The sequence below is a fragment of the Paracoccus versutus genome (genome assembly GCF_029909795.1).
GTDB lineage: Bacteria > Pseudomonadota > Alphaproteobacteria > Rhodobacterales > Rhodobacteraceae > Paracoccus > Paracoccus versutus.
Genome location: NZ_CP038196.1, coordinates 1,303,772 through 1,325,212 on the forward strand (window position 1 = coordinate 1,303,772; position 21,441 = coordinate 1,325,212).

Consider the following 21,441-nt stretch of genomic DNA (forward strand, 5'->3'; position numbering starts at 1 on the left):
GGCGTGACTTTCCCCCGTCCCGCGAATTAGATGGGCCGGCGACGAACGAGTGGAGACGCCATGCCGGTCCTGACCTATGCCACGCTTTTCACCGCCATCACGCTTGAAGTGGTCGGCACCACCTTCCTGCAGCGCAGCGAGCAGTTCACCCGGCTTGTCCCCACCCTGCTGATGGGCCTGTGCTATGCGGGCTCGTTCTATTTCCTGTCGCTGGCCTTGCGGGCCATGCCGCTGGGCATCGCCTATGCGATCTGGAGCGGGCTGGGGATCGTGCTGGTCTCGCTGATCGGGCTTGTCGTCTTTGGCCAGAGTCTGGATTTCGCGGCGGTGGTCGGGCTTTCCATGATCGTCGCGGGTGTCGTCATCGTGAACCTGTTCTCGGGCAGCGTGACGCATTGAATCGCCTCCACCCTTAACATTCCGGCAATCGGGTCTAGATTAATGTCCGAAGGGAGGGCCGCGATGATCCACTTCGACAACAGCTATGCCCGACTGCCGGAAGGTTTCTTCACCCGCACCCCCCCGACCCCGGTGCGCGACCCGCGGCTTGTGGCGCTGAACCGGCCCCTGGCCGAGCGGCTGGGCTTCGACGCCGACTGGCTTGCCAGCCCCGAGGGCGTGGCCATGCTGGCCGGCAACGCCCTGCCCGAGGGGGCCGAGCCCATCGCCCAGGCCTATGCCGGCCACCAGTTCGGCGGCTTCGTGCCGCAGCTGGGCGACGGGCGCGCGGTCCTGCTGGGCGAGGTGGTGGCGCCGGACGGGGCGCGCTTCGACATCCAGCTGAAGGGTGCCGGGCCGACGCCCTTCTCGCGCCGGGGCGACGGGCGGGCCTGGCTGGGCCCGGTGCTGCGCGAATACCTGGTCAGCGAATTCATGGCCGCATTCGGCATCCCGACCACGCGCGCCCTTGCGGCCGTCACCACCGGCGAGACTGTGATCCGCGAGACGCTGCTGCCCGGCGCGGTGCTGACCCGCGTCGCCGCCAGCCATATCCGCGTCGGCACCTTCGAATTCTACGCCGCCCGCGGCGACCGGCAGCGGCTGCAACTGCTGGCCGACCACGTCATCGCCCGGCACTATCCCGATGCCTCGGGCGCGGCCGACCTGCTGCAGCGCGTGGTCGAGCGGCAGGCCGCGACCATCGCCGGCTGGATGGCGCTCGGCTTCATCCACGGGGTGATGAACACCGACAACATGTCGGTCTCGGGCGAGACCATCGACTACGGCCCCTGCGCCTTCATGGACGGCTACCGCCCCGACAAGGTGTTCAGCTCGATCGACGCCCAGGGCCGCTATGCCTGGAACGAACAGCCCAACATCGCGGTCTGGAACCTGGCGCAATTCGCCAGCTGCCTGGTGCCCCTGATGGGCAACGACGACGCGGCGGTGGCCGAGGCGACGCGCATCGTCCACAGCTTCCCTGGGCTCTACCAGGCGGAATGGCTGAAGCGCTTTGCCGCCAAGCTGGGCATCGCCGACCCTCGCCCCGAGGACCGGGCGCTGATCGAGCGGCTCTTGACGCTGATGGCGGCCGAGGAGGCGGATTTCACCCGCACCTTCGCCGGGCTGGCCGACGGCCGCGCCCGCGACGAATTCGCGGCGCCCCAGCAGTTCGACGCCTGGGCCGAGGGCTGGCGGTCGCGCATCCGCGACCTTGCGGACGCAAGCCAGGTCATGGCGCGCGCCAACCCGCGCCGCATCCCGCGCAACCACCGCATCGAGGAGGTCATCGCCGCCGGGCGCGAGGGCGATTACGCGCCCTTCCACGCGCTCGACGCGGCGCTGCGCGCGCCCTTCCAGGACCGGCCGGAATGGGACGGCTTCGCGCAGGCCCCCGCCCCCGATGAGATCGTCCGTCGCACCTTCTGCGGCACCTGAGCAGCAGCGAAAGGCCCAATGCCGAAAAGCCCCGACCATCCGAGCCCCGACCACCTTCGCCTGGCCAGCTACAACCTGCACAAGTGCCGCGGCATGACCGGCCCGCACGCGCCCGAGCGCAACCTGCGCGTCATCGCCGAACTGGATGCCGACGTGATCGCCCTGCAAGAGGTCGATTTCCGCTTCGGCGCCCGCCCCGAGGCGCTGCCGCGCGCGCTGATCGAAAAGACCACCGGCATGGTCCCCGCCCCCTTCCTGGGCACCGGCGAGAATTCGCTGGGCTGGCACGGCCAGACCATCCTGCTGCGCCCCGAACTGCGCGAGAGGGCCGAGATCCGCCGCCTGCCCCTGCCGGGGATCGAGCCCAGGGGCGCGCTGGTGCTGCGCCTGCCGGGGCTGACGGTGGTGGCGGTGCATCTGGGGCTGATGCGCTCGTCGCGCCGCGCCCAGCTGTCGCGCATCATCGCCCAGGCGCGGCGCATCGGCCACGACCGCATGGCGCTGACCGGCGATTTCAACGAATGGCACGATTCGCGCGGGCTTGAGGCGCTTGAGGCGCTGCGCGTCGTCACCCCCGGCCCCAGCTGGCCCGCGCCCTTCCCGCGCCTGCGCTACGACCGCTTCGCCGTCTCGCGCAGCATCGAGGTGCTGGATTGCGGCGTGCTGGACAACGAGATGGCGCGGGCGGCCTCGGACCACCTGCCGATCTGGGCCGACCTCGCCGTCGATGCGCATGAAGAGGTGCCGCGCGGCTACCAGCCGGCGCGCGTCACCTCGCGCATTCCCGGCGAGGATGGGGTGGCCGGGGCGGATTGACGCTTTTCTGCAATTGCGAAGGCGGTTAAACAGCGCCAAAGCTCGTCAGCCAAGGGGGACGCAGACATGACCGCCATCATCGACATATTCGCGCGAGAGATTCTGGACAGCCGGGGCAACCCGACGGTCGAGGTCGATGTGACGCTGGAAGACGGCACCATGGGCCGGGCGGCGGTGCCCTCGGGCGCCTCGACCGGCGCGCATGAGGCGGTCGAGAAGCGCGACGGCGACACGGCCCGCTACATGGGCAAGGGCGTGCTGGAAGCCGTCGCCGCCGTCAACGGCGAGATCGCCGAGAACCTGATCGGCGAGGACGCGACCGAACAGGTCGCCATCGACCGCATGATGATCGAGCTGGACGGCACCCCGAACAAGGGCCGCCTGGGCGCCAATGCCATCCTGGGCGTCTCGCTGGCGGTGGCCAAGGCCGCGGCCGAAGCCTGCACCCAGCCGCTCTACCGCTATGTCGGCGGCGCCGGCGCCCGCGTGCTGCCGGTGCCGATGATGAACATCATCAACGGCGGCGAACATGCCGACAACCCCATCGACATCCAGGAATTCATGATCATGCCGGTTTCGGCGGAGAACATCCGCGAAGCCGTGCGCATGGGCTCGGAAGTCTTCCACACGCTCAAGAAGGAACTCTCGGCGGCGGGCCTCGCCACCGGCGTCGGCGACGAGGGCGGCTTCGCGCCGAACCTCAGCAGCACCCGCGACGCGCTGGACTTCATCCTCAAGGCCATCGAGAAGGCCGGCTACACCCCCGGCGACGACATCATGCTGGCGCTGGACTGCGCCTCGACCGAGTATTTCAAGGGCGGCAAGTATGAAATGGCCGGCGAGGACAAGTCGCTGACCCCGGCCGAGAACGTCGCCTATCTCGAGGCGCTGTGCAACGACTACCCGATCCTGTCGATCGAGGACGGCTGTTCCGAGGACGACTGGGAAGGCTGGAAGCTCCTGACCGACACGCTGGGCGGCCGGGTGCAGCTGGTCGGCGACGACCTCTTCGTGACCAACCCGGCGCGCCTGGCCGAGGGCATCGCGCGGGGCTGCGGCAACTCGCTGCTGGTCAAGGTGAACCAGATCGGCACGCTGACCGAGACGCTCGACGCCGTGCGCATGGCGGATCGCGCGCGCTACACCTCGGTCATGTCGCACCGCTCGGGCGAGACCGAGGACGCGACCATCGCCGACCTGGCGGTGGCGACGAACTGCGGCCAGATCAAGACCGGCAGCCTCGCGCGCTCGGACCGGCTGGCGAAATACAACCAGCTGATCCGCATCGAGGAAATGCTGGGCGCCGCAGCGGAATATGCCGGCAAGTCCATCCTGCGCGGCTGATCCGCAGGGCATCGCAACGAAGCAGGGCGGCCCGGCGAGGCCGCCCTTTTTCATATCCACCAGCGATGCGTCAGCGCAAAGGCGCCAAGCGCAAGGCGGCGGCGGAACTCCGAGGGCGCGGCGCCGGCCAGCGCCTCGATCCCCCGCGGCGCCGCCCGCAACGCGGCCCGCACGCCCGCGCCGGCAAACAGCACCGGCGCCAGCCGGCGCGGCACAAGCCGGCGCTGCGCCCTGGCCTCGGCAAGCTTCGCGCGGGCCCTGTCCGCGATCCCGGCCAGCGCCTCGGGCGAGGCGTCCCAAAGGCCCAGCCCCAGCCCCTGCAAGACCGGCAGCGCGGCCAGCCAATGCGCCAACCCCGCCCCCTCGGCCTGGGCGTCGACGATCTCGGCAACCTCCGGCTTTCTCCGTTTTCCAAATACCCCGCGGGGGTCCGGGGGCGCGAAGCCCCCGGCAGCCTCCCAGCCCAGGGCCTCGGCGGCGAAGCGCGCCAGCGGCACCGCCGTATCCCGCACATAGGCCGCGACGGCTTCAGGCCCGTCCAGCGGCTCGCGCGCCGCATCGCGGCGCCGCGCCTCGGCCAGCACGGCGAAACCGGCGGCGCGCGGCCCCCAGGCCTCGGCCAGCGGCGTCAGCAGCTCATGCGACTGCGCCTTGCCGGCGCCGATGTCCTCCAGCCGCTCGATCCACCATTGCAGCCGCATCTCGGCGATCAGCGGCTCGGTCGAGGCCAAGGGCGCACGCGCCAGTTCCAGGTTCAGCGCATAAAGCGTCAGCAGCCGCGGCCGCGCTTCGGCGGGAACCAGCAGGCAGATGCCGAAGCGATCGGGATCGTGCTCGCGCAGCGCCTCGGCGCAATCGTCCAGGCTCATGCCGGCACCACCCGGTCGCGGACCAGCTTCCAGCGGATCGCATCGACCAGCGCCTCGAAACTGGCATCGACGATATTGGGCGAGACGCCCACGGTGGACCAGCGATGGCCCTGCCCGTCGGCGCTGTCGATGATGACCCGCGTCGCCGCCTCGGTGCCGCCGCCGGTGATGCGGACGCGGAAATCGACCAGGTGCATGTCGTCGATGGCCGCCTGATAGGGGCCCAGGTCCTTGGCCAGCGCCCGCCACAGCGCGTTGACCGGGCCGCGGTCATGCCCCTCGGCATCCATGCTTTCGCTGACCGACAGCATGCGCTCGCCGCCGATCTGCACCACCACCACGGCTTCCGAGACGGAAATCCGTTTCCCCAGCGCATTCTTGCGCCGCTCGACGGTGACGCGGTAGCGCTCGACGGTGAAGTAATGCTGCATCCGGCCCAGTTCGGCGAGCGCCAGCAGCTCGAAGCTGGCCTGCGCGCCGTCATAGGCATAGCCGGCATCCTCTCGCGCCTTGACCAGGTCCAGGATGCGCGCCAGCGCCGGATCGTCGCGGCCGACCTCGATCCCCGCCTCGGCAAGGCGCGCGCGCAGGTTCGACTGCCCGGCCTGGTTCGACATCGGGATGATGCGCTCGTTGCCGACCGTGGCGGGGTCCACATGCTCGTAGGTCGCCGGGTTCTTCAGGATGGCGCTGGCATGCAGCCCGGCCTTGTGGGCAAAGGCCGAAGCGCCGACATAGGGCGCGGGCCGGGCGGGCGGGCGGTTCAGGATCTCGTCCAGCCGGCGCGAGATGCGCGTGAGCCCGGCCAGCCCCTCGGCGGTGACGCCAGTTTCCAGCGCCGAGCGATAGGGCTCCTTCAGCAGCAGGGTCGGGATCAGGCTGGTCAGGCTCGCGTTGCCGCAACGCTCGCCCAGCCCGTTCAGCGTGCCCTGCACCTGCCGCGCCCCGGCATCGACCGCGGCAAGCGTGCAGGCCACGGCATTGCCGGTATCGTCATGGCAATGGATGCCCAGCCGGTCGCCGGGGATGCCGGCCGCGATCACCGCGCGCGTGACCTGCCCCACCCGTTCGGGCAGGGTGCCGCCGTTGGTGTCGCACAGCACGATCCAGCGCGCGCCCGCCTCCAGCGCCGCGCGCAGGCAGGCCAGGGCATAATCCGCGTCCTCGTCATGGCCGTCGAAGAAATGCTCGGCATCGAACAGCGCCTCGCGCCCCTGGGCCACCAGATGCGCGACCGAGGCGCGGATATTGTCGAGGTTCTCCTCGAGCGAGATCCCCAGCGCCTCGCGGACATGGAAGGGATGGGTCTTGCCGACCAGGCAGACGGCCGGGGTGCCGGCATTCATCACCGCCGCCAGCACGTCGTCGTTGTCGGCCGAGCGGCCGGCGCGCTTGGTCATGCCAAAGGCGGTCATGGTGGCGCGGGTCGCCGGGGCCTGGGCGAAGAAATCGCTGTCGGTCGGGTTGGCGCCCGGCCAGCCGCCCTCGATGTAATCGACGCCCAGCCGGTCCAGCATCTGCGCGATCTCGGCCTTTTCGGCGGCAGAGAACTGCACGCCCTGGGTCTGCTGCCCGTCGCGCAGCGTGGTGTCGTAAAGGTAAAGGCGCTGGCGCGTCATCGGGGCGGCCCCTTCGGCTGGCTGGTGTTCGGTTATTCGGGCAGTCCGGCGGCGTCGAAATCCGGACCGGGCAGAAGCTCGACCCCGGCCGGGCCCATGCGCACCTCGACCCCGGCGGCCAGCAGGCGCTGCTTGAAGCCGTCCACCGCCGAGAAATCCTTGCTGGCCTTGGCCTCGGCACGCAGCGCCGCCATGCGCTCGGCCCAGGGCGACAGGTCGGGGCCCTCGGCGATCCAGCCGCCCAGATCCTCGGTCAGCAGGCCAAGCATGCGGGCGCCGGCCAGCAGGCCCGCGCCGTCGCCCTGCCCCGCCATCTCGTGCAAGGCCGCGATCGCACCCGCGGTGTTGAGGTCGTCGGCAAGCGCGGCCAGGACGGCGGGTGCCGGGCTTGGCGCGGGGTCGATCCCCGCGACAAGGCCGCGCCAGCGGCGCAGCACGGCCTCGGCCTCGCGCGCCTTCTCGGCCGTCCAGTCCATCGGCTTGCGGTAATGCGTCGACAGCAGCACGAAACGGATCACCTCGCCCGGAATGCCCTGGTCCAAGAGGTCGCGGACGGTGAAGAAATTGCCCAGGCTCTTGGACATCTTGCGCCCCTCGACCTGCAGCATCTCGTTATGGAGCCAGACGCGGGCGAAATCGCCATGCGGATGGGCGCAGCAGCTTTGCGCAATCTCGTTCTCGTGATGGGGAAATTGCAGGTCGATGCCGCCGGCATGGATGTCGAAGCTTTCGCCCAGCAATTCGTAGGACATGGCCGAGCATTCGATATGCCAGCCCGGACGGCCGCGGCCCCAGGGACTGTCCCAGCCCGGCAGTTCCGCATCCGAGGGCTTCCACAGCACGAAATCCATCGGGTCTTCCTTGAACGGCGCGATCTCGACGCGGGCGCCGGCGATCATGTCGTCGACCGAACGCCCCGAAAGCTTGCCGTAACCGGCAAAGCTGCGCACGCGGAACAGCACATGCCCGTCCTTGGCATAGGCATGGCCGCCCTGGACCAGCGTCTCGATCATGGCGATCATCTCGCCGATGTAATCGGTGGCGCGCGGCTCGTAATCCGGCCGCGCCGCCCCCAGCGCATCCATGTCGGCGTGATACCAGCCGATGGTCTCATGCGTGCGCTCGCGGATCAGCTCCTCGAGGCTGCCTTCGGCACCGGCCTCCTTGCGGGCCAGGGCGGCGGCGTTGATCTTGTCGTCCACGTCGGTGAAGTTGCGCACATAGGTGACATGGTCCGCGCCATGGACGTGGCGCAGCAGCCGCACCAGCACGTCGATCACCACCACCGGGCGGGCATTGCCCAGATGCGCCCGGTCATAGACCGTCGGCCCGCAGAGATAGAGCCGCACGTTCTGCGGGTCGATGGGCCGGAAAACCTCTTTCCGGCGCGTCCTGGTATTCGTCAGCCTGATCTCGACCATGACTTCCCCTTTGCGGGCGTCGTCAGGTCACCATGAACCGCCCGCCTGAATTTTCAGCCGGTAATGATGCAGCGAGTGGTGGCGGTTCCTGCCTTCATGCGCCCGCCTTAACGCATTGTCTTGCCTATGCCAAGAGAGGCTGCAAAACTTGGGCCATGAGCCGCGAACTGGTCAATGAAATCTGCGCCGCGCAGCCTGGGGCCGAGTGGTCGGATCCCTGGGGCGGCGGCCATGATTGCTGGAAGATCGGCGGCAAGACCTTTGCCGTCACCGGCGCCATCGGCACCCATGTCTCGGTCAAGACCGACAGCGCCGAGACGGCCGAATTCCTGATCGAGACCGGCGTGGCCGAGCGCGCGGCCTATCTGCACCGCAGCTGGGTCGCGCTGCCGCTCGATTCGGCGCCCGACGAGCTGGCGCATCGCATCCGCCATTCCTATCGCCTGGTGCGCGGCGCCCTGCCCAGGAAGGTTCAGGCGGCCCTGCCGCCCCTGTAACCCGCCCCTGTAACGAAAATGGCCGGCCCCGAGAGGGAGCCGGCCAGAGGCGAAGGGCCGAGCGACTGGCCCCGCGCCAAGAACGATCGGCAAGGCGTCAGGCCGGAACCTGCGAGGCGAGCTGTTGCAGCAAGCCTTCCATCTGCTTGCAGAGCGCCTCTTCGGTGGTGTTCTGCTCGGTCGCGGCATCGGCCAGCGTCCGCTCGACGCCCATGGCCGAGACGGTGCCTTCCTTGCCCTTGGCCTCGGCGGCATCGCCCTTGGCGCTGTCGCCCGCCGGGATCATCGCCAGCAGCTTGGTCTGGATCTCGACCGCCTTGCCGTCGATATGGCCCTGCTCCTGGCAATAGGCCAGGACGCCCAGCTGGTTGCGCGCGCTTTCATAGGCGGCGGCGCTGTCCTGGGCCGGCACGGCGGCAGGCGCCTCGGTCGTGGCCGGGGCCTCGGGGGCGGCGGGCGCGGCCGGGGCCGTCTCTTGCGCCAGCGTCACGCCTGCGGTCAGGCCAAGGGCCAGGGCGGGCAGGATTGCGAAACGTGCGATCATCTCGATCTCCGTCTGTTGCGTGTGGGCGGACTGTGGCATGGGGTGGCCGGGGCCGCAAACCGGCTCGGCGGAATGCCGCGGCCGCTTACGCGCCGATCAGCGGAAAAGCACCAGCGAGCCCGGCGACCAGCTCACATTCGCGCGGGTGCCGACATCCTGCACCTCGCGGCCGAAGACGTTGCGCATGGCGATGCGCACCGGCCGCGCCTGGCCGTCGAAGCCGGCCGAGCCGTCCAGCCGCACGTCGTAATAGGTCATGTCGCCGTAATAGACGACCTCGTCGATCACCCCCTCGGCCACCCGGTTCGCGCCCTGCGCGCCGGGCGCGACCAGCGACACCGCCTCGGGCCGGAAGCCGATCGAGGGGCCGTCGTCGCCCGGATCGGCCTGGCTGACATTGGCCAGGGGAATGTCGACGCGGCCCAGCCCCGGCGCCTCGATCTGCACCGCATCGGCGGTCTCGCCCAGCACGCGGGCGGGCAGGAAGTTCATCACCCCGATGAAATTCGCCACCCGGCGGCTGGTCGGGCGGGCATAAAGCGCCTCGGGCCCGTCGAGCTGGGCGATCTGGCCCTCGAACATCACCGCGATGCGGTCGGACATGACCAGCGCCTCTTCCTGGTCGTGGGTGACAAGGACGAAGGTGATGCCGACCTGGCGTTGCAGCTTGATCAGCTCGACCTGCATCTGCTCGCGCATCTTGCGGTCCAGCGCCGAAAGCGGCTCGTCCAGCAGCAGCACCTTGGGCTTCAGGATCAGCGCGCGGGCCAGCGCCACCCGCTGCCGCTGCCCGCCCGACAGCGCATGGCTGGCGCGGCTGCCATAGCCTTTCAGCCCCACCATCTCCAGCGCCTGTTCGACCGCCGCCGCCTTTTCGGCGCGCGAGCGCGGGTCGCGGCGCAGGCCGAAGCCCACGTTCTCGGCCACGGTCAGGTGCGGGAAGATGGCATAGGACTGGAACACCATGTTGGTCGGCCGCCGGTTCGCCGGCACGTCCTGCATGTCCTGCCCGTCGATCAGCACCACGCCCGAGGAAATATCCTCGAACCCGGCGATGGTGCGCAGAAGCGTGGTCTTGCCGCAGCCCGAGGGCCCCAGCAGCGAAAAGAACTCGCCCGAGCGGATGGTCAGGTCGATGCCGCGCAGCGCGTGATAATCGCCGTAATGCTTCTGCACCTGCCGGATCTCGATCATCGGGCGCGCGCCGGCCATGGCGGCGCGATGGGCGGCGGTGCTTTTCGGGCCGGGGTTTTGGGTCGTCACAGGAAGCCTCCGGTATCCTTGGCGCCGGTCTTGGCGATGCCGCGGCGGCGGAAATATTCGGCGATAGTCAAAAGGGCGATCGACAGCAGCACCAGCACCGTCCCCAGCGCCATGATCATCGGGATCTGCTTGGGGAAACGCAGCTGGCTGAAGATATAGGTGGGCAGCGTCGGCTCGTTCCCGGCCAGGAAGAAGGCGATGATGAATTCGTCCAGGCTGATGGTGAAGCTCATCAGCAGGGACGAGATGATGCCCGGCATGACCAGCGGCAGGATCACCAGCCGGAAGGCGCTGATCCGCGTCTCGCCCAGGTCATAGGCCGCCTCCTCCAGCGAACGGTCGAGCGAGTTGAAGGCGGTGGACAGGATCACCGTGGCATAGGGCATGCAGATCAGCGTATGGCCCAGGATCACCGTCAGGATGCTCAGCTGCACGCCCAGCGACAAGAGCACCACCAGAAGCGAGATCGAGACGATGATCTCGGGCAGCACCAGCGGCAGCATGATCAGCCCCATGATCGGCCCCTTGCCCGGAAAGGCGAAGCGGGTCGAGGCGCGGGCGGCGAATACGCCAAGGCAGGTCGCCAGGATCGAGGAACTGACGGCGATGGTCAGCGAATTGGTCAGCGCCCGGCGCAGCGAGGCATTGCCCCACATCTGCGCGAACCATTCCGTGGTAAAGCCCTTCAGCGGAAAGGCGATGATCGTGCCCGAATTGAAGGCGAAGATCGGCAGAAGCAGGATCGGCGCGTAAAGGAACAGCAGGTAGATCAGCGCATAGGCGCGCAGGCCCCCGCCCTTCATTGCCGCACCCTGAGGAAGCGGCGGTTCACGGCGATGAAGGCCAGGCTGATGACCGCGACGATCAGCATCGCCGTCACCGCCAGCGCCGAGCCCATCGGCCGGTTGTCGAGGTCCAGCATCTGCGCCTGGATCATGTTGGCGATCATCGGGATCTTGCCGCCGCCGATCAGCGCCGGGGTGACATAGTCGCCGATGGTCGGGATGAAGACGATCAGCGCCGCCGCCACCACCCCTGGCATGGCCAAGGGCAGGGTGACGCGCCAGAAGGTCATGGCGCGGCTCTCGCCCAGGTCGCGCCCGGCCTCCAGAAGCGAGCGGTCGATCTTTTCCAGCGCGATGAAGATCGGCAGGATGGCGAAGGGCGCATAGGCATGGGCCAGCGTGATGACCATGGCGTTGACGTTGTAGAGGATGAAGGTCAGCGGCTGCTCGATCAGCCCCAGCGTCTTCAACCCCGAGTTGATGACGCCGTTATAGCCCAGGATCACCTTCCACAGGAAAACCCGGATCAGGTAGCTGGTCCAGAACGGGATGGTGATCAGGAACAGCCACATGGCCTTTTTCTGCGGCGAGACGGCGAAGGACAGGAAATAGGCCACCGGAAAGGCCAGCACCACGGTGGCCAGCGTCACCAGCGCCGCCACCCCCAGCGAACGCAGCATGATGCGGTGAAAGATCGGGTCGGCCCAGACGGTGCGATAGTTCTCCAGCGTGAATTCGCGGATCACCGTCAGGTAGCCGTCCTTGAAGAAGGAATAGGCCAGGATGGTCAGCAGGGGCGCCGCCAGCACCAGCACGGCATAGCCCAGCGGCGGCGCGATCAGGGTCAGCCCCTGAGCCGTCTGAGATCGGTTTCCTGACGCCATGCCCTGCCCTGTGAATCCCTGTCGCTTGGGGTGGCAGGTTTCCATATCCGTGCCGCGAGGAAAAGGGTTTTCCTGCGCTGCGGCAGGCCGGCTTCACGAGCCCTGGAAATGCGCCGCCACCTCACGCCGATGCGGCTGGGCGCGATGCTCGACCAGGTAGATGCCCTGCCAGGTGCCCAGTTCCATCCGGCCGCGCGCGACGGGGATCTGCAGGCTGACGGGCAGGATCGCGGCCTTGAGATGCGCGGGCATGTCGTCCGGCCCCTCGGCGCGATGCGTCAGGTAGCGCATCGACGGATGATCGGCCGACGGCACGATGCGGTCGAGCCAGGCCAGCAGGTCGCGCTGCACGTCCGGGTCGGCGTTCTCCTGCACCAGGAGCGAGCAGGAGGTATGGCGCACGAACAGCGTCACCACGCCCCCCTGCGCGCCGATGCCGCGCAGCCAGGCCTCCACCTCGGCGGTGAAATCATGACAGGCCGGCCCGCGGGTCGGGATGGTGAAGGTGGTGTTCAAAACAGGCGCTCCAGGGCCGATATGCCCAGAACCACAACCCCGCTGAAGGCCAGCACGACCAAAACCTGCCCGGCAAAGCGGCTCAGCAGGTGCCACCGCCACCAAGCTGCCGAATGCAGGCTGCGATCAGCGCGTTTCAGCCCGTGGTTGAACCCGCTCGCCTCAACGAGCAAAACGAGGCAGGCGGCCAAGAAAACGCTGGTGCCGATCCACATGCAGGCCTCGACCTGCGCGCGATCTGCGCTGCCCGCGGGCATGGCCAGCGACCTTGCATGCAAGGCAATCGCCAGGGTCGCCAAGACCTGCATGACCTTGCCGACAGGCGCCTTGACCAGCAATCGCCAGAACTCGCGATTGTTCAGGTCGACGCGCTCAACCCTGCAGAGCCCCGGCGGTTTGCGCCAAGGCGCCCAATCACTCCCCGCCATGGGTTTCTCCGTTGCACAAATACCCAATGAGCTACTCCGCCGCCTCGCCCGGCGCTTCCAGCGACTCGACGCCGTCATGGTCCAGTACGATCCGCTTTTGCGTGCGCGCGCCCAGGTCGCGCAGCATCTCGGCCTGGCGGATGACGTTGCCCGGCCCGCGGGTCAGCCGGTCCATGGCGGTGGCGTGGCTTTTCTGCGCCCGCTCCAGCGCGCTGCCCACATCTTCGACCGCCGAGACGAAGCCGTGCAGCTTGTCGTAAAGCTGGCCGGCGCGGGCGGCGATGGCCATGGCGTTCGACTCGCGCCGCTCGACCGTCCAGATGTGATCCACCGTGCGCAGGGTCAGCATCAGCGTGGTCGGCGTCGCCAGCCCCACCCGGCTCTCCATCGCGTGCCGCGCCAGGTCGGGATCGACGCGCAGCGCCTCGGAAAAGGCGCCCTCGACGGGGATGAACATCAGCACGTAATCGACCGAGCCCTCGTCCAGCGCCTGGTAGCCCTTGGCGGCAAGCCCGGCGACATGGGCGCGAACCGAGGCGACGTGCCGACGCAGCGCGGCGTCGCGGGTCGGCATGTCCTCGGCATTCACCGCCTCTTCATAGGCGTTCAGCGAGACCTTGCTGTCGATCACCAGCAGCTTCTTCTGCGGCATCTTCACGATCACGTCCGGCCGCCACAGCTTGCCGTCGGTGTCGCGATGGCTCGACTGCGTGTCGTAATGCGTGCCGGCGATCAGGCCGGAATCCTCGAGGATGCGCTCGAGGATCATCTCGCCCCAGGCGCCGCGCTTCTGGCTGTCGCCTTTCAGCGCGCGGGTCAGCGCCACCGCCTCGCGCGAGATGTCCTCGGAGCGCTTGTGCAGGTATTCGATCTGCTCGCGCAGCCTTGCGCGTTCCTCGTCCGTGGCCTTGTTGCGGGCCTGAAGCTCGGTCTGGAAGCGGTGGACCTGGTCGCGAAACGGAGTCAGCAGGGCCGAAAGCTGCTCGCCATGCGCCTTTTGCATCTCGCTGCCCTGGGATTTCAGCGTCTCGTTGGCCAGCAGGCGGAACTGGCCGGTCATCTCCTCGCGCAATTCGCGCAGGGTGGCGATGTCGCGCTCGGCCGCCTCGCGGTCCTTCTGCGCCGCCAGCCGGGTTTCCGCCAGGTCGCGCTCCAGCCGCGAGACCGCCTGCCTTTCGCGATGCAGCGCATCGCTCAGCCCGTCGCGCTCCTCGACCAGCTCCTGCAGGCGCTGGGTCAGCGATTCCGCCCGCGTCTCCAGCCGGCTGACGGCCAGAAGCTGGTCGCGCAGCCCGGCCGATTCGGCATCGCAGCGCGCCTGCAACTCGGCCTCGCGCCGCCGGGCCAGCACGGCATCCGCCGCTGCCGAACGCCGCGTTCGCCACAGCGCAACGAGGCAAAGCGCCAGCGCCGCCAGCGCCGCGACCAACAGCAGCCGCAGATTGCCCGCATCCGCCAGCCATGCCTGCATTTTTTCCGCCTCGCCCATCGGCCCCTGCGCCTTGTCCCAACCGCGGTTTCGCGTCGCTTGCCGGGGACTGTTCACCTTTTTCCCCCAGAATGCAAGCGCAAGGCCCCCTTCCCTCGCGCCGGTTGCATCCCTAGCTTGCCCCTGAAAACCGCAAGAGGAGATCAGGCATGGTCAAGTCCGTCGCCGTCATGGTGGGGTCGCTGCGCAAGGATTCGCTCAACCACAAGCTGATGAAGGCATTGCAGAAACTGGCCGAGGGCCGGTTGCAGTTCCACCTGCTGCATATCGGCGATCTGCCGCATTACAACGACGACCTTTGGGCCGATCCGCCCGAATCGGTTCTGCGGCTCAAGGACCGGATCGAGCATTCCGACGCGGTGCTGGCGATCACGCCGGAATACAACCGCAGCTATCCGGGCGTCATCAAGAACGCGATCGACTGGGCGACGCGCCCCTATGGCCAGAACTCGTGGAAGGGCAAGCCCGCGGCCGTCACCGGCACCTCGCCCGGCGTGATCGGCGCGGCGCTGGCGCAGGCGCGGCTGAAAAACGACCTGGTCCATGTCGGCACGGTGATGATGAGCATGCCCGAGGCCTATATCCAGTGGCACGCCGAGGCCCATGCCGCCGACGGCAGCGTCACCGACGAAAAGACCGCGAAGTTCCTGCAAGCCTATGTCGATGCCTTCGTGGACTGGATCGAAAAGCACGGCTGAGCCCGGAACGACGAAGGCCGCGCCCTGGGGCGCGGCCTTTTTCATTGATCCGGGCGGTTACTGGTCCAGGAAGGACCGCAGCTTGCGCGACCGGCTGGGATGTTTCAGCTTGCGCAGCGCCTTGGCCTCGATCTGGCGGATGCGTTCGCGGGTGACGCTGAACTGCTGGCCGACCTCTTCCAGCGTGTGGTCGGTGTTCATGCCGATGCCGAAGCGCATCCGCAAAACCCGCTCCTCGCGCGGGGTCAGGCTGGCCAGCACCCGCGTCGTCGTCTCCTTCAGGTTTTCCTGAATGGCCGAGTCGAGCGGCAGGACGGCGTTCTTGTCCTCGATGAAATCGCCAAGCTGGCTGTCCTCCTCGTCCCCGATCGGGGTTTCGAGGCTGATCGGCTCCTTGGCTATCTTCATCACCTTGCGGACCTTTTCCAGCGGCATCTGCAGCTTTTCGGCCAGTTCCTCGGGCGTGGGCTCGCGGCCGATCTCGTGCAGCATCTGCCGCCCCGTGCGCACCAGCTTGTTGATCGTCTCGATCATGTGGACCGGGATGCGGATGGTCCGGGCCTGGTCGGCGATGCTTCGCGTGATCGCCTGGCGGATCCACCAGGTCGCATAGGTCGAGAACTTGTAGCCGCGGCGATACTCGAACTTGTCCACGGCCTTCATCAGGCCGATATTGCCTTCCTGAATGAGATCAAGGAATTGCAGGCCCCTGTTCGTGTATTTCTTGGCGATCGAGATCACCAAGCGCAGGTTCGCCTCGACCATTTCCTTCTTGGCCTGGCGCGATTCCTTTTCGCCGCGCTGGACCTGGCTGACGATGCGGCGGAACTCCTCGATGTCCACGCCGACATGCTGGCCGACCATGGCCATCTCGGCGCGCAGGCTTTCCACCTGGGTGCGGGATTTCTCGAACAGCGCCTGCCAGCCGCGGCCCTTGTGCTGCATCATGCGCTCGACCCAGGTCGGGTCCAGCTCGCTGCCGCGATAGGCGTCGATGAATTCGCGCCGGTTGATGCGCGCGGCATCGGCCAGCTTCACCACGTTGGAATCGATGGTGACGATGCGGCGGTTGATGCCATAGATCTGGTCGACCAGCGCCTCGATGCGGTTGTTGTGCAGGTGCAGCTCGTTCACCAGCGCGACGATGCGCGAACGCAGCTCCTGATAGGCGCTTTCCTGCGCGGCCGAGAAGGTGCCGTCCTCGTTCAGCGTCGCCGACATGCGGTTGTCCTGCATGTGCGACAGCTCTTCGTAGCCGCGGGCGATGGCCTCCAGCGTCTCCAGCACCTTGGGCTTCAGCGAGGCTTCCATCGCGGCCAGCGACAGGTTCTGGCCGTCGTCCTCGTCCTCGTCCTCCTCGCGGCCCATGGGGTTGCCGTCGGCGTCGAACTCTTCCTCTTCGCGCGCGGCACCGTTGCCTGCGGCGGGACGGGTCTCGGTCGGCAGAACCTCTTCTTCCTCGCCGTCCTCGTCCATCGAGCGGCCGAAGGTGGTCTCGAGGTCGATCACGTCGCGCAGCAGGATGTCCTCGTCCAGAAGCTCCTGGCGCCACATGGTGATGGCCTTGAAGGTCAGCGGGCTTTCGCAAAGCCCGGCGATCATGGTATTGCGGCCGGCCTCGATGCGCTTGGCGATGGCGATCTCGCCCTCGCGCGACAGCAGCTCGACCGAGCCCATCTCGCGCAGATACATGCGCACCGGGTCGTCGGTGCGGTCCAGCTTTTCCGTCTCGGCGGTGGCGACGGTCAGCTCGCGCGAGCCCGAGCCGGTGGTGGTCAGCTCGCCGCCCGGTTCGGCCTCCTCGGCCTCCTCGTCGTTCTCGACCACGCGGATGTCCATTTCCGACAGCATGGACATGACATCCTCGATCTGGTCGGAACTGACCTGTTCGGGCGGCAGGACGGCATTGAGCTGGTCATAGGTGATGAAGCCGCGCTCGCGCCCTTCGGCGATCATGCGCTTGACCGCGGCCTGCGACATGTCCAGCGAAGGATCGTCGTCCTTGGCCTCGGGCTTCTGGTCTTCGTCGTTGGCTGCCATGCTGGCTCCCTTGAAGCGGTGATTCGCGAATCGGCGAATCGGGATCGGCTATCGGCCGGTTCTAGCGCGAATCGCCGGCGATTCAAAGCCTGCGACCCGGCGCCGGCCGGGGTGATTCGGCGCAGGCGATTCGCGCGCCTTTCAGCGGCGCGGCTTGCGCCAGATCTCGTTCTTCAGCGCCGCATCGAGGATGGCCCGATAGGCGTCGCTGTCCTCGCCCAGGTCCGACAGGTCGGCCAGCGAGGGGTGGTCGGCCTGCTGGCGGGCACGGGCGGATTGCGCCATGCGCCAAGTCAGGCCTTCGTCGGCCAGGCCCTCGATCTCGGCCTCGGCGCGGGCGATTTCCTCGCGCGCGGCGCGGCGGGCCTCGATCCGGTCCAGGGCATTGGCAAGGATGCCGGCGGCGGCATCGCCGTCATGCGGACGCAGGATCGCCGGGGCCGCCCTCACATGGGGGTCGGCCATGATGCTTTCAAGGGCGCGCTGCCCGGCCTGGGATTGCGTGCCCGACAGCAGGTCGTGGATCAGCGCGGCGCGGTCCGCATCTTGCGGCTCCAGCCGCTCCAGCCGCGATTCGACCGGGGCGATCAGGCCCGGATGGGTGGCGCAGATCGCCAGCACCATGGCCTCGACCAGCGCCTCGGCCTGCTGCCCGTCCATGTCGGGCGAGGACAGCCGCGAGGCGCGCGTGGGCGCCGCCGGCGCGACCGGCTGGAAGCGGGCATTGCGCCCCTGCCCCTGCCAGTCGCGGGGCCAGTCGCGGGCCGGGCGCGCGGCCGCGGGCGCATCGGCGCGGCGGCGGTTGCCGAACAGCTCCCATTTCAGGTTGCGCAGCACGGCGTGGTAATGGTCGCGGGTGTCCTTGTCGGGGATCTTGGCCACCGCCTCGGCAAGCGCCTTGTCCAGCGCCGCGCGGCGCTCGGGGCTGTCGAAGACCCGTCCCTCGGTCTCGCGCCGCCACAGCAGGTCGACCAGCGGCCGCGCCTCGTCCAGCACGGCGCCCATCGCCCCTGCCCCGCGGGCGCGGATCAGGTCGTCCGGGTCCAGCCCCTGCGGCAGGAAGGCAAAGCGCAGCGCCTGCCCCGGCCCGGTCATCGGCAGGGCCAGGTCGATCAGCCGCATCGCCGCGCGCAGCCCCGCCTGGTCGCCGTCGAGCGCGATCACCGGCTCGGGCGAGATGCGCCACATCAGCCGCAGCTGGTCCTCGGTGATCGCGGTGCCCAGCGGGGCCACCGCGCCCTCGAAACCCGCCCGGACCAGGGCGATCACGTCCATGTAGCCCTCGGCCACCACCAGCGGCCGGCCCTTGGCCACCGCCGCCCGCGCCGGGCCGATATTGTAGAGGTTGCGCCCCTTGTCGAAGAGCGGCGTCTCGGGACTGTTGAGGTATTTCGCCCGCGCGTTCGGGTCCATCGCCCGGCCGCCGAAGGCGATGCAGCGCCCGCGCCCGTCGCGGATCGGAAAGATGATGCGGCCGCGAAAGCGGTCGAAGGAGGCGCCGCCATCCTCGGGCTTGGCCGCCAGCCCGGCCTCGACGATCAGCGCCTCGGCGATGCCCTTGGCGCGCAGGGCGTTGTAGAGGCCCTGCCGCTGGTCGGGGGCGAAACCGATGCCGAAGGCTTCGCAGGCGGCCTCGTCCAACCCGCGCCGGGCCAGATAGGCCCGCGCCGCCTCGGCCGGGCCCATGCCCAGCTGCATGCGAAACCAGCGCACCGCCTGTTCCATGACCTCGACCAGCTCGGTGCGGCGGTCGGCGCGCTGCACCTGGCGGGGGTCGCGCTCGGGCATCGGCAGGCCGGCCTCGGCGGCCAGCAGCTCGACCGCCTCGATGAAACCCAGCCCCTCGGCCTCGCGCAGGAAGGTCAGCGCATCGCCCTTGGCGTGGCAGCCGAAGCAGTAATAGAAGCCCTTCTGGTCGTCGACATGGAAGGAGGCGGTCTTTTCGCCGTGGAAGGGACAGGGCGCCCACCAATCGCCCTTGGCCTGATTCGAGCGGCGCAGATCCCAGACCACCTTGCGCCCGATCACGCGCGACAAAGGCACGCGGGCGCGGATCTCGTCAAGGAATTGCGGCGGCAGGCTCATGCCGTCTTATATCGGATCACGCCGGCCGGTTGCAAAGGGTCATGCACCCACCGCGCCGCGCACCAATTCGCGATAGACCGCGACCACCCGTTCCTGGTCCAGCCGGCCGCCCTCGCGATACCAGTTGGTGACGCCGGTCAGCATGGCGATCAGCGCCATGGTGGCCAGCCGCGTGTCGGGCACCGCCATCGCGCCCTCGGCTTCGCCGGCGATCAGGATCGCCTCCAGCGCATCCTCGTAGCGGCGGCGCAGGGCGGCGATCTCGGCGCGGTTCTCGGGCGTCAGGTTGCGCAGCTCCATATAGGACAGGAACACCGCCTCGGGGCGCTCCAGGCTGGTCTGGATGTGAAAGCGCAGGAACGCCTCGAGCCGGTCGAGCGCGGGCCGGGCCGGATCGTCGCGCCAGGCGGCCAGCAGCTCTTCCATATGCACCCGCAGCAGGTCGGCCAGCAGCGCCTGCTTGTCGGCGGTATAGCTGTAGAGCGTGCCGACCTGCACGCCGACCTCGGCCGCGATCTGGCGCATCGAGACCGCGGCATAGCCGTGGCGCGCAAACAGCCTGCGCGCGGCGTCGCGGACCAGCGGTCCGGTAATCTCTGCCTTCGAGCCCTGGGTTCTTGCCATGCCGCCTTCTAGGCGGCCAGCCGCGCCAAGAAAAGAGCACATCTTGCCCTCGCCACCCCCGCAGGCCTATGGTCCGGCACATGAATTTTCAGGGGAACGGCATGGGGCGGATCTGGGGCGCGCTGGCGCTGGCAAGCCTTGCCGCATGCGGCGACATGGTAGGCGACTATCCCGAGCTGATGCCGACCGACCGGCTGCTGGCCGAGCCGGCCCTGCCGGGCCATGCCACCGATGCCGGCCGCGACCCCGCGGCGGCGGGCAACGCGCTGGATGCGCGCGGCCGCTCCCTTGCCGCCCGCGCCGGCGCAGCGCCCGCCGCGGGCGACGCCGCATTGCAGCGCCGCGCCGAGGCCCTGCGCGCCCGCGCCAAGGCGCTGTCGCAGCAATCCCCGGCCGAGGACTGCCCCGAGGGCAGCGCCGATTGCCCGCCGAACTGAGGAGAAGCCCATGCCGGTCATCACCTGCATCGACGACCTGAAGGCGATCTATCGCCGACGCGTGCCCCGCATGTTCTACGACTATTGCGAAAGCGGCAGCTATACCGAGGGCACCTTCCGCGACAATTGCAGCGATTTCCAGCGCATCAAGCTGCGCCAGCGCGTCGCCGTGGACATGACCGGGCGCACCACCGAAAGCACGATGATCGGGCAGAAGGTCGCCATGCCGGTGGCGCTGGCCCCGGTCGGCATGACCGGCATGCAATGCGCCGATGGCGAGATCAAGGCGGCGCGGGCGGCGAAAGCCTTTGGCGTGCCCTTCACGCTTTCGACCATGTCGATCTGCTCGATCGAGGACGTGGCCCAGGCGACCCAGGCGCCGTTCTGGTTCCAGCTTTACGTGATGCGCGACCAGGAGTTCCTGGAGGCGATCATCGAGCGGGCCCGGCGTGCCCATTGCTCGGCGCTGGTGCTGACGCTGGACCTGCAGATCCTGGGCCAGCGCCACAAGGATCTGAAGAACGGGCTGTCCGCGCCGCCGCGGCTGACCCTGCCGGTGCTGCTGGACCTGGCGACGAAATGGCGCTGGGGCATCGAGATGCTGCAGACCAGGCGCCGCTTCTTCGGCAATATCGTCGGCCATGCCAAAGGGGTGGGCGATCCCTCGTCGCTGGTCGCCTGGACGGCCGAGCAGTTCGACCCGCAGCTCGACTGGGGCAAGATCGCCCGCATCCGCGACCTCTGGGGCGGCAAGCTGATCCTCAAGGGCATCAACGACCCCGAGGACGCCCGCATCGCCGCGGATTTCGGCGCCGATGCGATCATCGTCAGCAACCACGGCGGCCGGCAACTGGACGGTGCGGTCAGTTCCATCCGCATGCTGCCCGAGATCGTCAAGGCGGTGGGCGACCGGGTCGAGATCCATCTCGACAGCGGCATCCGTTCGGGCCAGGACGTGCTGAAGGCGCTGGCCATGGGGGCACATGCCACCCATATCGGCCGCGCCTTCATCTATGGGCTGGGCGCCATGGGCGAGGCCGGCGTGACCCGCGCGCTGGAGGTGATCCAGAAGGAGCTGGACATCACCATGGCGCTCTGCGGCGAGCGGGACGTCAAGAATCTCGACCGCCACAACCTGCTGGTGCCGCAGGACTTCCTGCAGCCCTGGAGCTAGGGTGCCGGGTTAGAATGTCGGGCTAGAATG

21 protein-coding genes are annotated in these 21,441 nt (G+C 68.5%); 8 read left to right on the forward strand and 13 right to left on the reverse strand.

Going from position 1 to position 21,441, the window contains the following annotated elements; translation table 11 throughout:
* Positions 1-60: 60 nt before the first annotated feature.
* The 4 genes from E3U25_RS06380 to eno all read left to right on the forward strand — a co-directional run bounded on the left by E3U25_RS06380 (position 61) and on the right by eno (position 4,038).
* Positions 61-399 (forward strand): DMT family transporter, encoded by a 339-nt coding sequence (locus E3U25_RS06380; protein ID WP_116220903.1) that lies wholly within the window; start codon positions 61-63, stop codon positions 397-399.
* A 63-nt stretch (positions 400-462) separates the two neighbouring features.
* Positions 463-1,878: a protein adenylyltransferase SelO gene (locus E3U25_RS06385; protein ID WP_116220902.1), complete on the forward strand. Its 1,416-nt coding sequence runs from the start codon at positions 463-465 to the stop codon at positions 1,876-1,878.
* 18 nt (positions 1,879-1,896) lie between these two features.
* On the forward strand, positions 1,897-2,694 hold the full coding sequence (locus tag E3U25_RS06390; protein WP_036754585.1) for an endonuclease/exonuclease/phosphatase family protein: 798 nt from the start codon (positions 1,897-1,899) through the stop codon (positions 2,692-2,694).
* Positions 2,695-2,760: 66 nt separating this feature from the next.
* Complete coding sequence (gene eno, locus E3U25_RS06395; protein ID WP_116220901.1) at positions 2,761-4,038, forward strand: phosphopyruvate hydratase; 1,278 nt, start codon at positions 2,761-2,763, stop codon at positions 4,036-4,038.
* Positions 4,039-4,088: 50 nt separating this feature from the next.
* On the opposite strand, the gene E3U25_RS06400 is transcribed toward eno, so the two are convergent.
* Genes E3U25_RS06400 through cysS form a run of 3 tightly spaced genes read right to left on the reverse strand, consistent with a single transcriptional unit; the run spans position 4,089 to position 7,947 of the window.
* Positions 4,089-4,907, reverse strand: a complete 819-nt coding sequence (locus E3U25_RS06400) for a squalene/phytoene synthase family protein (protein WP_116220900.1) — start codon at positions 4,905-4,907, stop codon at positions 4,089-4,091.
* The gene (gene cimA, locus E3U25_RS06405; protein ID WP_116220899.1) at positions 4,904-6,526 is read right to left on the reverse strand and encodes a citramalate synthase; all 1,623 of its coding nucleotides are present in this window, start codon (positions 6,524-6,526) and stop codon (positions 4,904-4,906) included. Before cimA ends, E3U25_RS06400 begins: the two co-directional genes overlap by 4 nt.
* 32 nt (positions 6,527-6,558) lie before the next feature.
* The gene (cysS, locus tag E3U25_RS06410) at positions 6,559-7,947 is read right to left on the reverse strand and encodes a cysteine--tRNA ligase (protein WP_116220898.1); all 1,389 of its coding nucleotides are present in this window, start codon (positions 7,945-7,947) and stop codon (positions 6,559-6,561) included.
* Positions 7,948-8,102: 155 nt separating this feature from the next.
* On the opposite strand from cysS, the gene E3U25_RS06415 reads away from it, so the two are divergent.
* Complete coding sequence (locus tag E3U25_RS06415) at positions 8,103-8,444, forward strand: MmcQ/YjbR family DNA-binding protein (RefSeq protein WP_036754610.1); 342 nt, start codon at positions 8,103-8,105, stop codon at positions 8,442-8,444.
* A 97-nt stretch (positions 8,445-8,541) separates the two neighbouring features.
* Here E3U25_RS06415 and E3U25_RS06420 read toward each other — a convergent pair whose 3' ends face one another.
* From E3U25_RS06420 to E3U25_RS06450, 7 genes are all read right to left on the reverse strand, one after another.
* Positions 8,542-8,988: a pore-forming ESAT-6 family protein gene (locus E3U25_RS06420; RefSeq protein ID WP_036754774.1), complete on the reverse strand. Its 447-nt coding sequence runs from the start codon at positions 8,986-8,988 to the stop codon at positions 8,542-8,544.
* Between the two features lie 96 nt (positions 8,989-9,084).
* The gene (locus E3U25_RS06425) at positions 9,085-10,182 is read right to left on the reverse strand and encodes an ABC transporter ATP-binding protein (RefSeq protein ID WP_114535344.1); all 1,098 of its coding nucleotides are present in this window, start codon (positions 10,180-10,182) and stop codon (positions 9,085-9,087) included.
* A 65-nt stretch (positions 10,183-10,247) separates the two neighbouring features.
* Positions 10,248-11,054, reverse strand: coding sequence for an ABC transporter permease (locus E3U25_RS06430; RefSeq protein ID WP_116220897.1), 807 nt, complete (start codon positions 11,052-11,054; stop codon positions 10,248-10,250).
* Positions 11,051-11,920, reverse strand: a complete 870-nt coding sequence (locus tag E3U25_RS06435; RefSeq protein WP_036754616.1) for an ABC transporter permease — start codon at positions 11,918-11,920, stop codon at positions 11,051-11,053. The genes E3U25_RS06430 and E3U25_RS06435 overlap by 4 nt, the downstream gene beginning before the upstream one ends.
* A 93-nt stretch (positions 11,921-12,013) precedes the next feature.
* Complete coding sequence (locus tag E3U25_RS06440; protein WP_116220896.1) at positions 12,014-12,436, reverse strand: secondary thiamine-phosphate synthase enzyme YjbQ; 423 nt, start codon at positions 12,434-12,436, stop codon at positions 12,014-12,016.
* On the reverse strand, positions 12,433-12,864 hold the full coding sequence (locus E3U25_RS06445; RefSeq protein WP_116220895.1) for a hypothetical protein: 432 nt from the start codon (positions 12,862-12,864) through the stop codon (positions 12,433-12,435). Before E3U25_RS06445 ends, E3U25_RS06440 begins: the two co-directional genes overlap by 4 nt.
* A gap of 31 nt (positions 12,865-12,895) precedes the next feature.
* Complete coding sequence (locus tag E3U25_RS06450; protein WP_244294901.1) at positions 12,896-14,335, reverse strand: DNA recombination protein RmuC; 1,440 nt, start codon at positions 14,333-14,335, stop codon at positions 12,896-12,898.
* Positions 14,336-14,502: 167 nt separating this feature from the next.
* Here E3U25_RS06450 and E3U25_RS06455 point away from each other — a divergent pair, with 167 nt between their 5' ends.
* Entirely contained in the window at positions 14,503-15,051 is a 549-nt protein-coding gene (locus tag E3U25_RS06455; RefSeq protein ID WP_072463534.1) for an NADPH-dependent FMN reductase, read from the forward strand.
* A 57-nt stretch (positions 15,052-15,108) separates the two neighbouring features.
* On the opposite strand, the gene rpoD is transcribed toward E3U25_RS06455, so the two are convergent.
* The 3 genes from rpoD to E3U25_RS06470 all read right to left on the reverse strand — a co-directional run bounded on the left by rpoD (position 15,109) and on the right by E3U25_RS06470 (position 19,800).
* Entirely contained in the window at positions 15,109-17,091 is a 1,983-nt protein-coding gene (gene rpoD / locus E3U25_RS06460) for an RNA polymerase sigma factor RpoD (protein ID WP_036754631.1), read from the reverse strand.
* A 141-nt stretch (positions 17,092-17,232) separates the two neighbouring features.
* Positions 17,233-19,176: a DNA primase gene (gene dnaG, locus E3U25_RS06465; RefSeq protein ID WP_114535341.1), complete on the reverse strand. Its 1,944-nt coding sequence runs from the start codon at positions 19,174-19,176 to the stop codon at positions 17,233-17,235.
* Between the two features lie 39 nt (positions 19,177-19,215).
* Entirely contained in the window at positions 19,216-19,800 is a 585-nt protein-coding gene (locus tag E3U25_RS06470; protein WP_036754636.1) for a TetR/AcrR family transcriptional regulator, read from the reverse strand.
* A gap of 80 nt (positions 19,801-19,880) precedes the next feature.
* Here E3U25_RS06470 and E3U25_RS06475 point away from each other — a divergent pair, with 80 nt between their 5' ends.
* Both E3U25_RS06475 and E3U25_RS06480 read left to right on the forward strand, forming a co-directional pair.
* Entirely contained in the window at positions 19,881-20,237 is a 357-nt protein-coding gene (locus E3U25_RS06475; protein WP_243700213.1) for a hypothetical protein, read from the forward strand.
* Between the two features lie 10 nt (positions 20,238-20,247).
* Positions 20,248-21,411, forward strand: coding sequence for an alpha-hydroxy acid oxidase (locus E3U25_RS06480; RefSeq protein ID WP_116220894.1), 1,164 nt, complete (start codon positions 20,248-20,250; stop codon positions 21,409-21,411).
* Positions 21,412-21,441: the final 30 nt, after the last annotated feature.

Bases quoted from the DNA above. Each gene is read 5' to 3' on its own strand.
- E3U25_RS06400 (WP_116220900.1), bottom strand. From the start codon at position 4,907: ATGAGCCTGGACGATTGCGCCGAGGCGCTGCGCGAGCACGATCCCGAT.
- E3U25_RS06420 (WP_036754774.1), bottom strand. From the start codon at position 8,988: ATGATCGCACGTTTCGCAATCCTGCCCGCCCTGGCCCTTGGCCTGACC.
- E3U25_RS06380 (WP_116220903.1), top strand. From the start codon at position 61: ATGCCGGTCCTGACCTATGCCACGCTTTTCACCGCCATCACGCTTGAA.
- E3U25_RS06415 (WP_036754610.1), top strand. From the start codon at position 8,103: ATGAGCCGCGAACTGGTCAATGAAATCTGCGCCGCGCAGCCTGGGGCC.
- E3U25_RS06445 (WP_116220895.1), bottom strand. From the start codon at position 12,864: ATGGCGGGGAGTGATTGGGCGCCTTGGCGCAAACCGCCGGGGCTCTGC.
- cysS (WP_116220898.1), bottom strand. From the start codon at position 7,947: ATGGTCGAGATCAGGCTGACGAATACCAGGACGCGCCGGAAAGAGGTT.
- E3U25_RS06385 (WP_116220902.1), top strand. From the start codon at position 463: ATGATCCACTTCGACAACAGCTATGCCCGACTGCCGGAAGGTTTCTTC.
- E3U25_RS06425 (WP_114535344.1), bottom strand. From the start codon at position 10,182: ATGATCGAGATCCGGCAGGTGCAGAAGCATTACGGCGATTATCACGCG.
- E3U25_RS06450 (WP_244294901.1), bottom strand. From the start codon at position 14,335: ATGCAGGCATGGCTGGCGGATGCGGGCAATCTGCGGCTGCTGTTGGTC.
- dnaG (WP_114535341.1), bottom strand. From the start codon at position 19,176: ATGAGCCTGCCGCCGCAATTCCTTGACGAGATCCGCGCCCGCGTGCCT.
- E3U25_RS06480 (WP_116220894.1), top strand. From the start codon at position 20,248: ATGCCGGTCATCACCTGCATCGACGACCTGAAGGCGATCTATCGCCGA.
- E3U25_RS06430 (WP_116220897.1), bottom strand. From the start codon at position 11,054: ATGAAGGGCGGGGGCCTGCGCGCCTATGCGCTGATCTACCTGCTGTTC.
- E3U25_RS06390 (WP_036754585.1), top strand. From the start codon at position 1,897: ATGCCGAAAAGCCCCGACCATCCGAGCCCCGACCACCTTCGCCTGGCC.
- E3U25_RS06475 (WP_243700213.1), top strand. From the start codon at position 19,881: ATGAATTTTCAGGGGAACGGCATGGGGCGGATCTGGGGCGCGCTGGCG.
- rpoD (WP_036754631.1), bottom strand. From the start codon at position 17,091: ATGGCAGCCAACGACGAAGACCAGAAGCCCGAGGCCAAGGACGACGAT.
- E3U25_RS06455 (WP_072463534.1), top strand. From the start codon at position 14,503: ATGGTCAAGTCCGTCGCCGTCATGGTGGGGTCGCTGCGCAAGGATTCG.
- E3U25_RS06435 (WP_036754616.1), bottom strand. From the start codon at position 11,920: ATGGCGTCAGGAAACCGATCTCAGACGGCTCAGGGGCTGACCCTGATC.
- eno (WP_116220901.1), top strand. From the start codon at position 2,761: ATGACCGCCATCATCGACATATTCGCGCGAGAGATTCTGGACAGCCGG.
- cimA (WP_116220899.1), bottom strand. From the start codon at position 6,526: ATGACGCGCCAGCGCCTTTACCTTTACGACACCACGCTGCGCGACGGG.
- E3U25_RS06470 (WP_036754636.1), bottom strand. From the start codon at position 19,800: ATGGCAAGAACCCAGGGCTCGAAGGCAGAGATTACCGGACCGCTGGTC.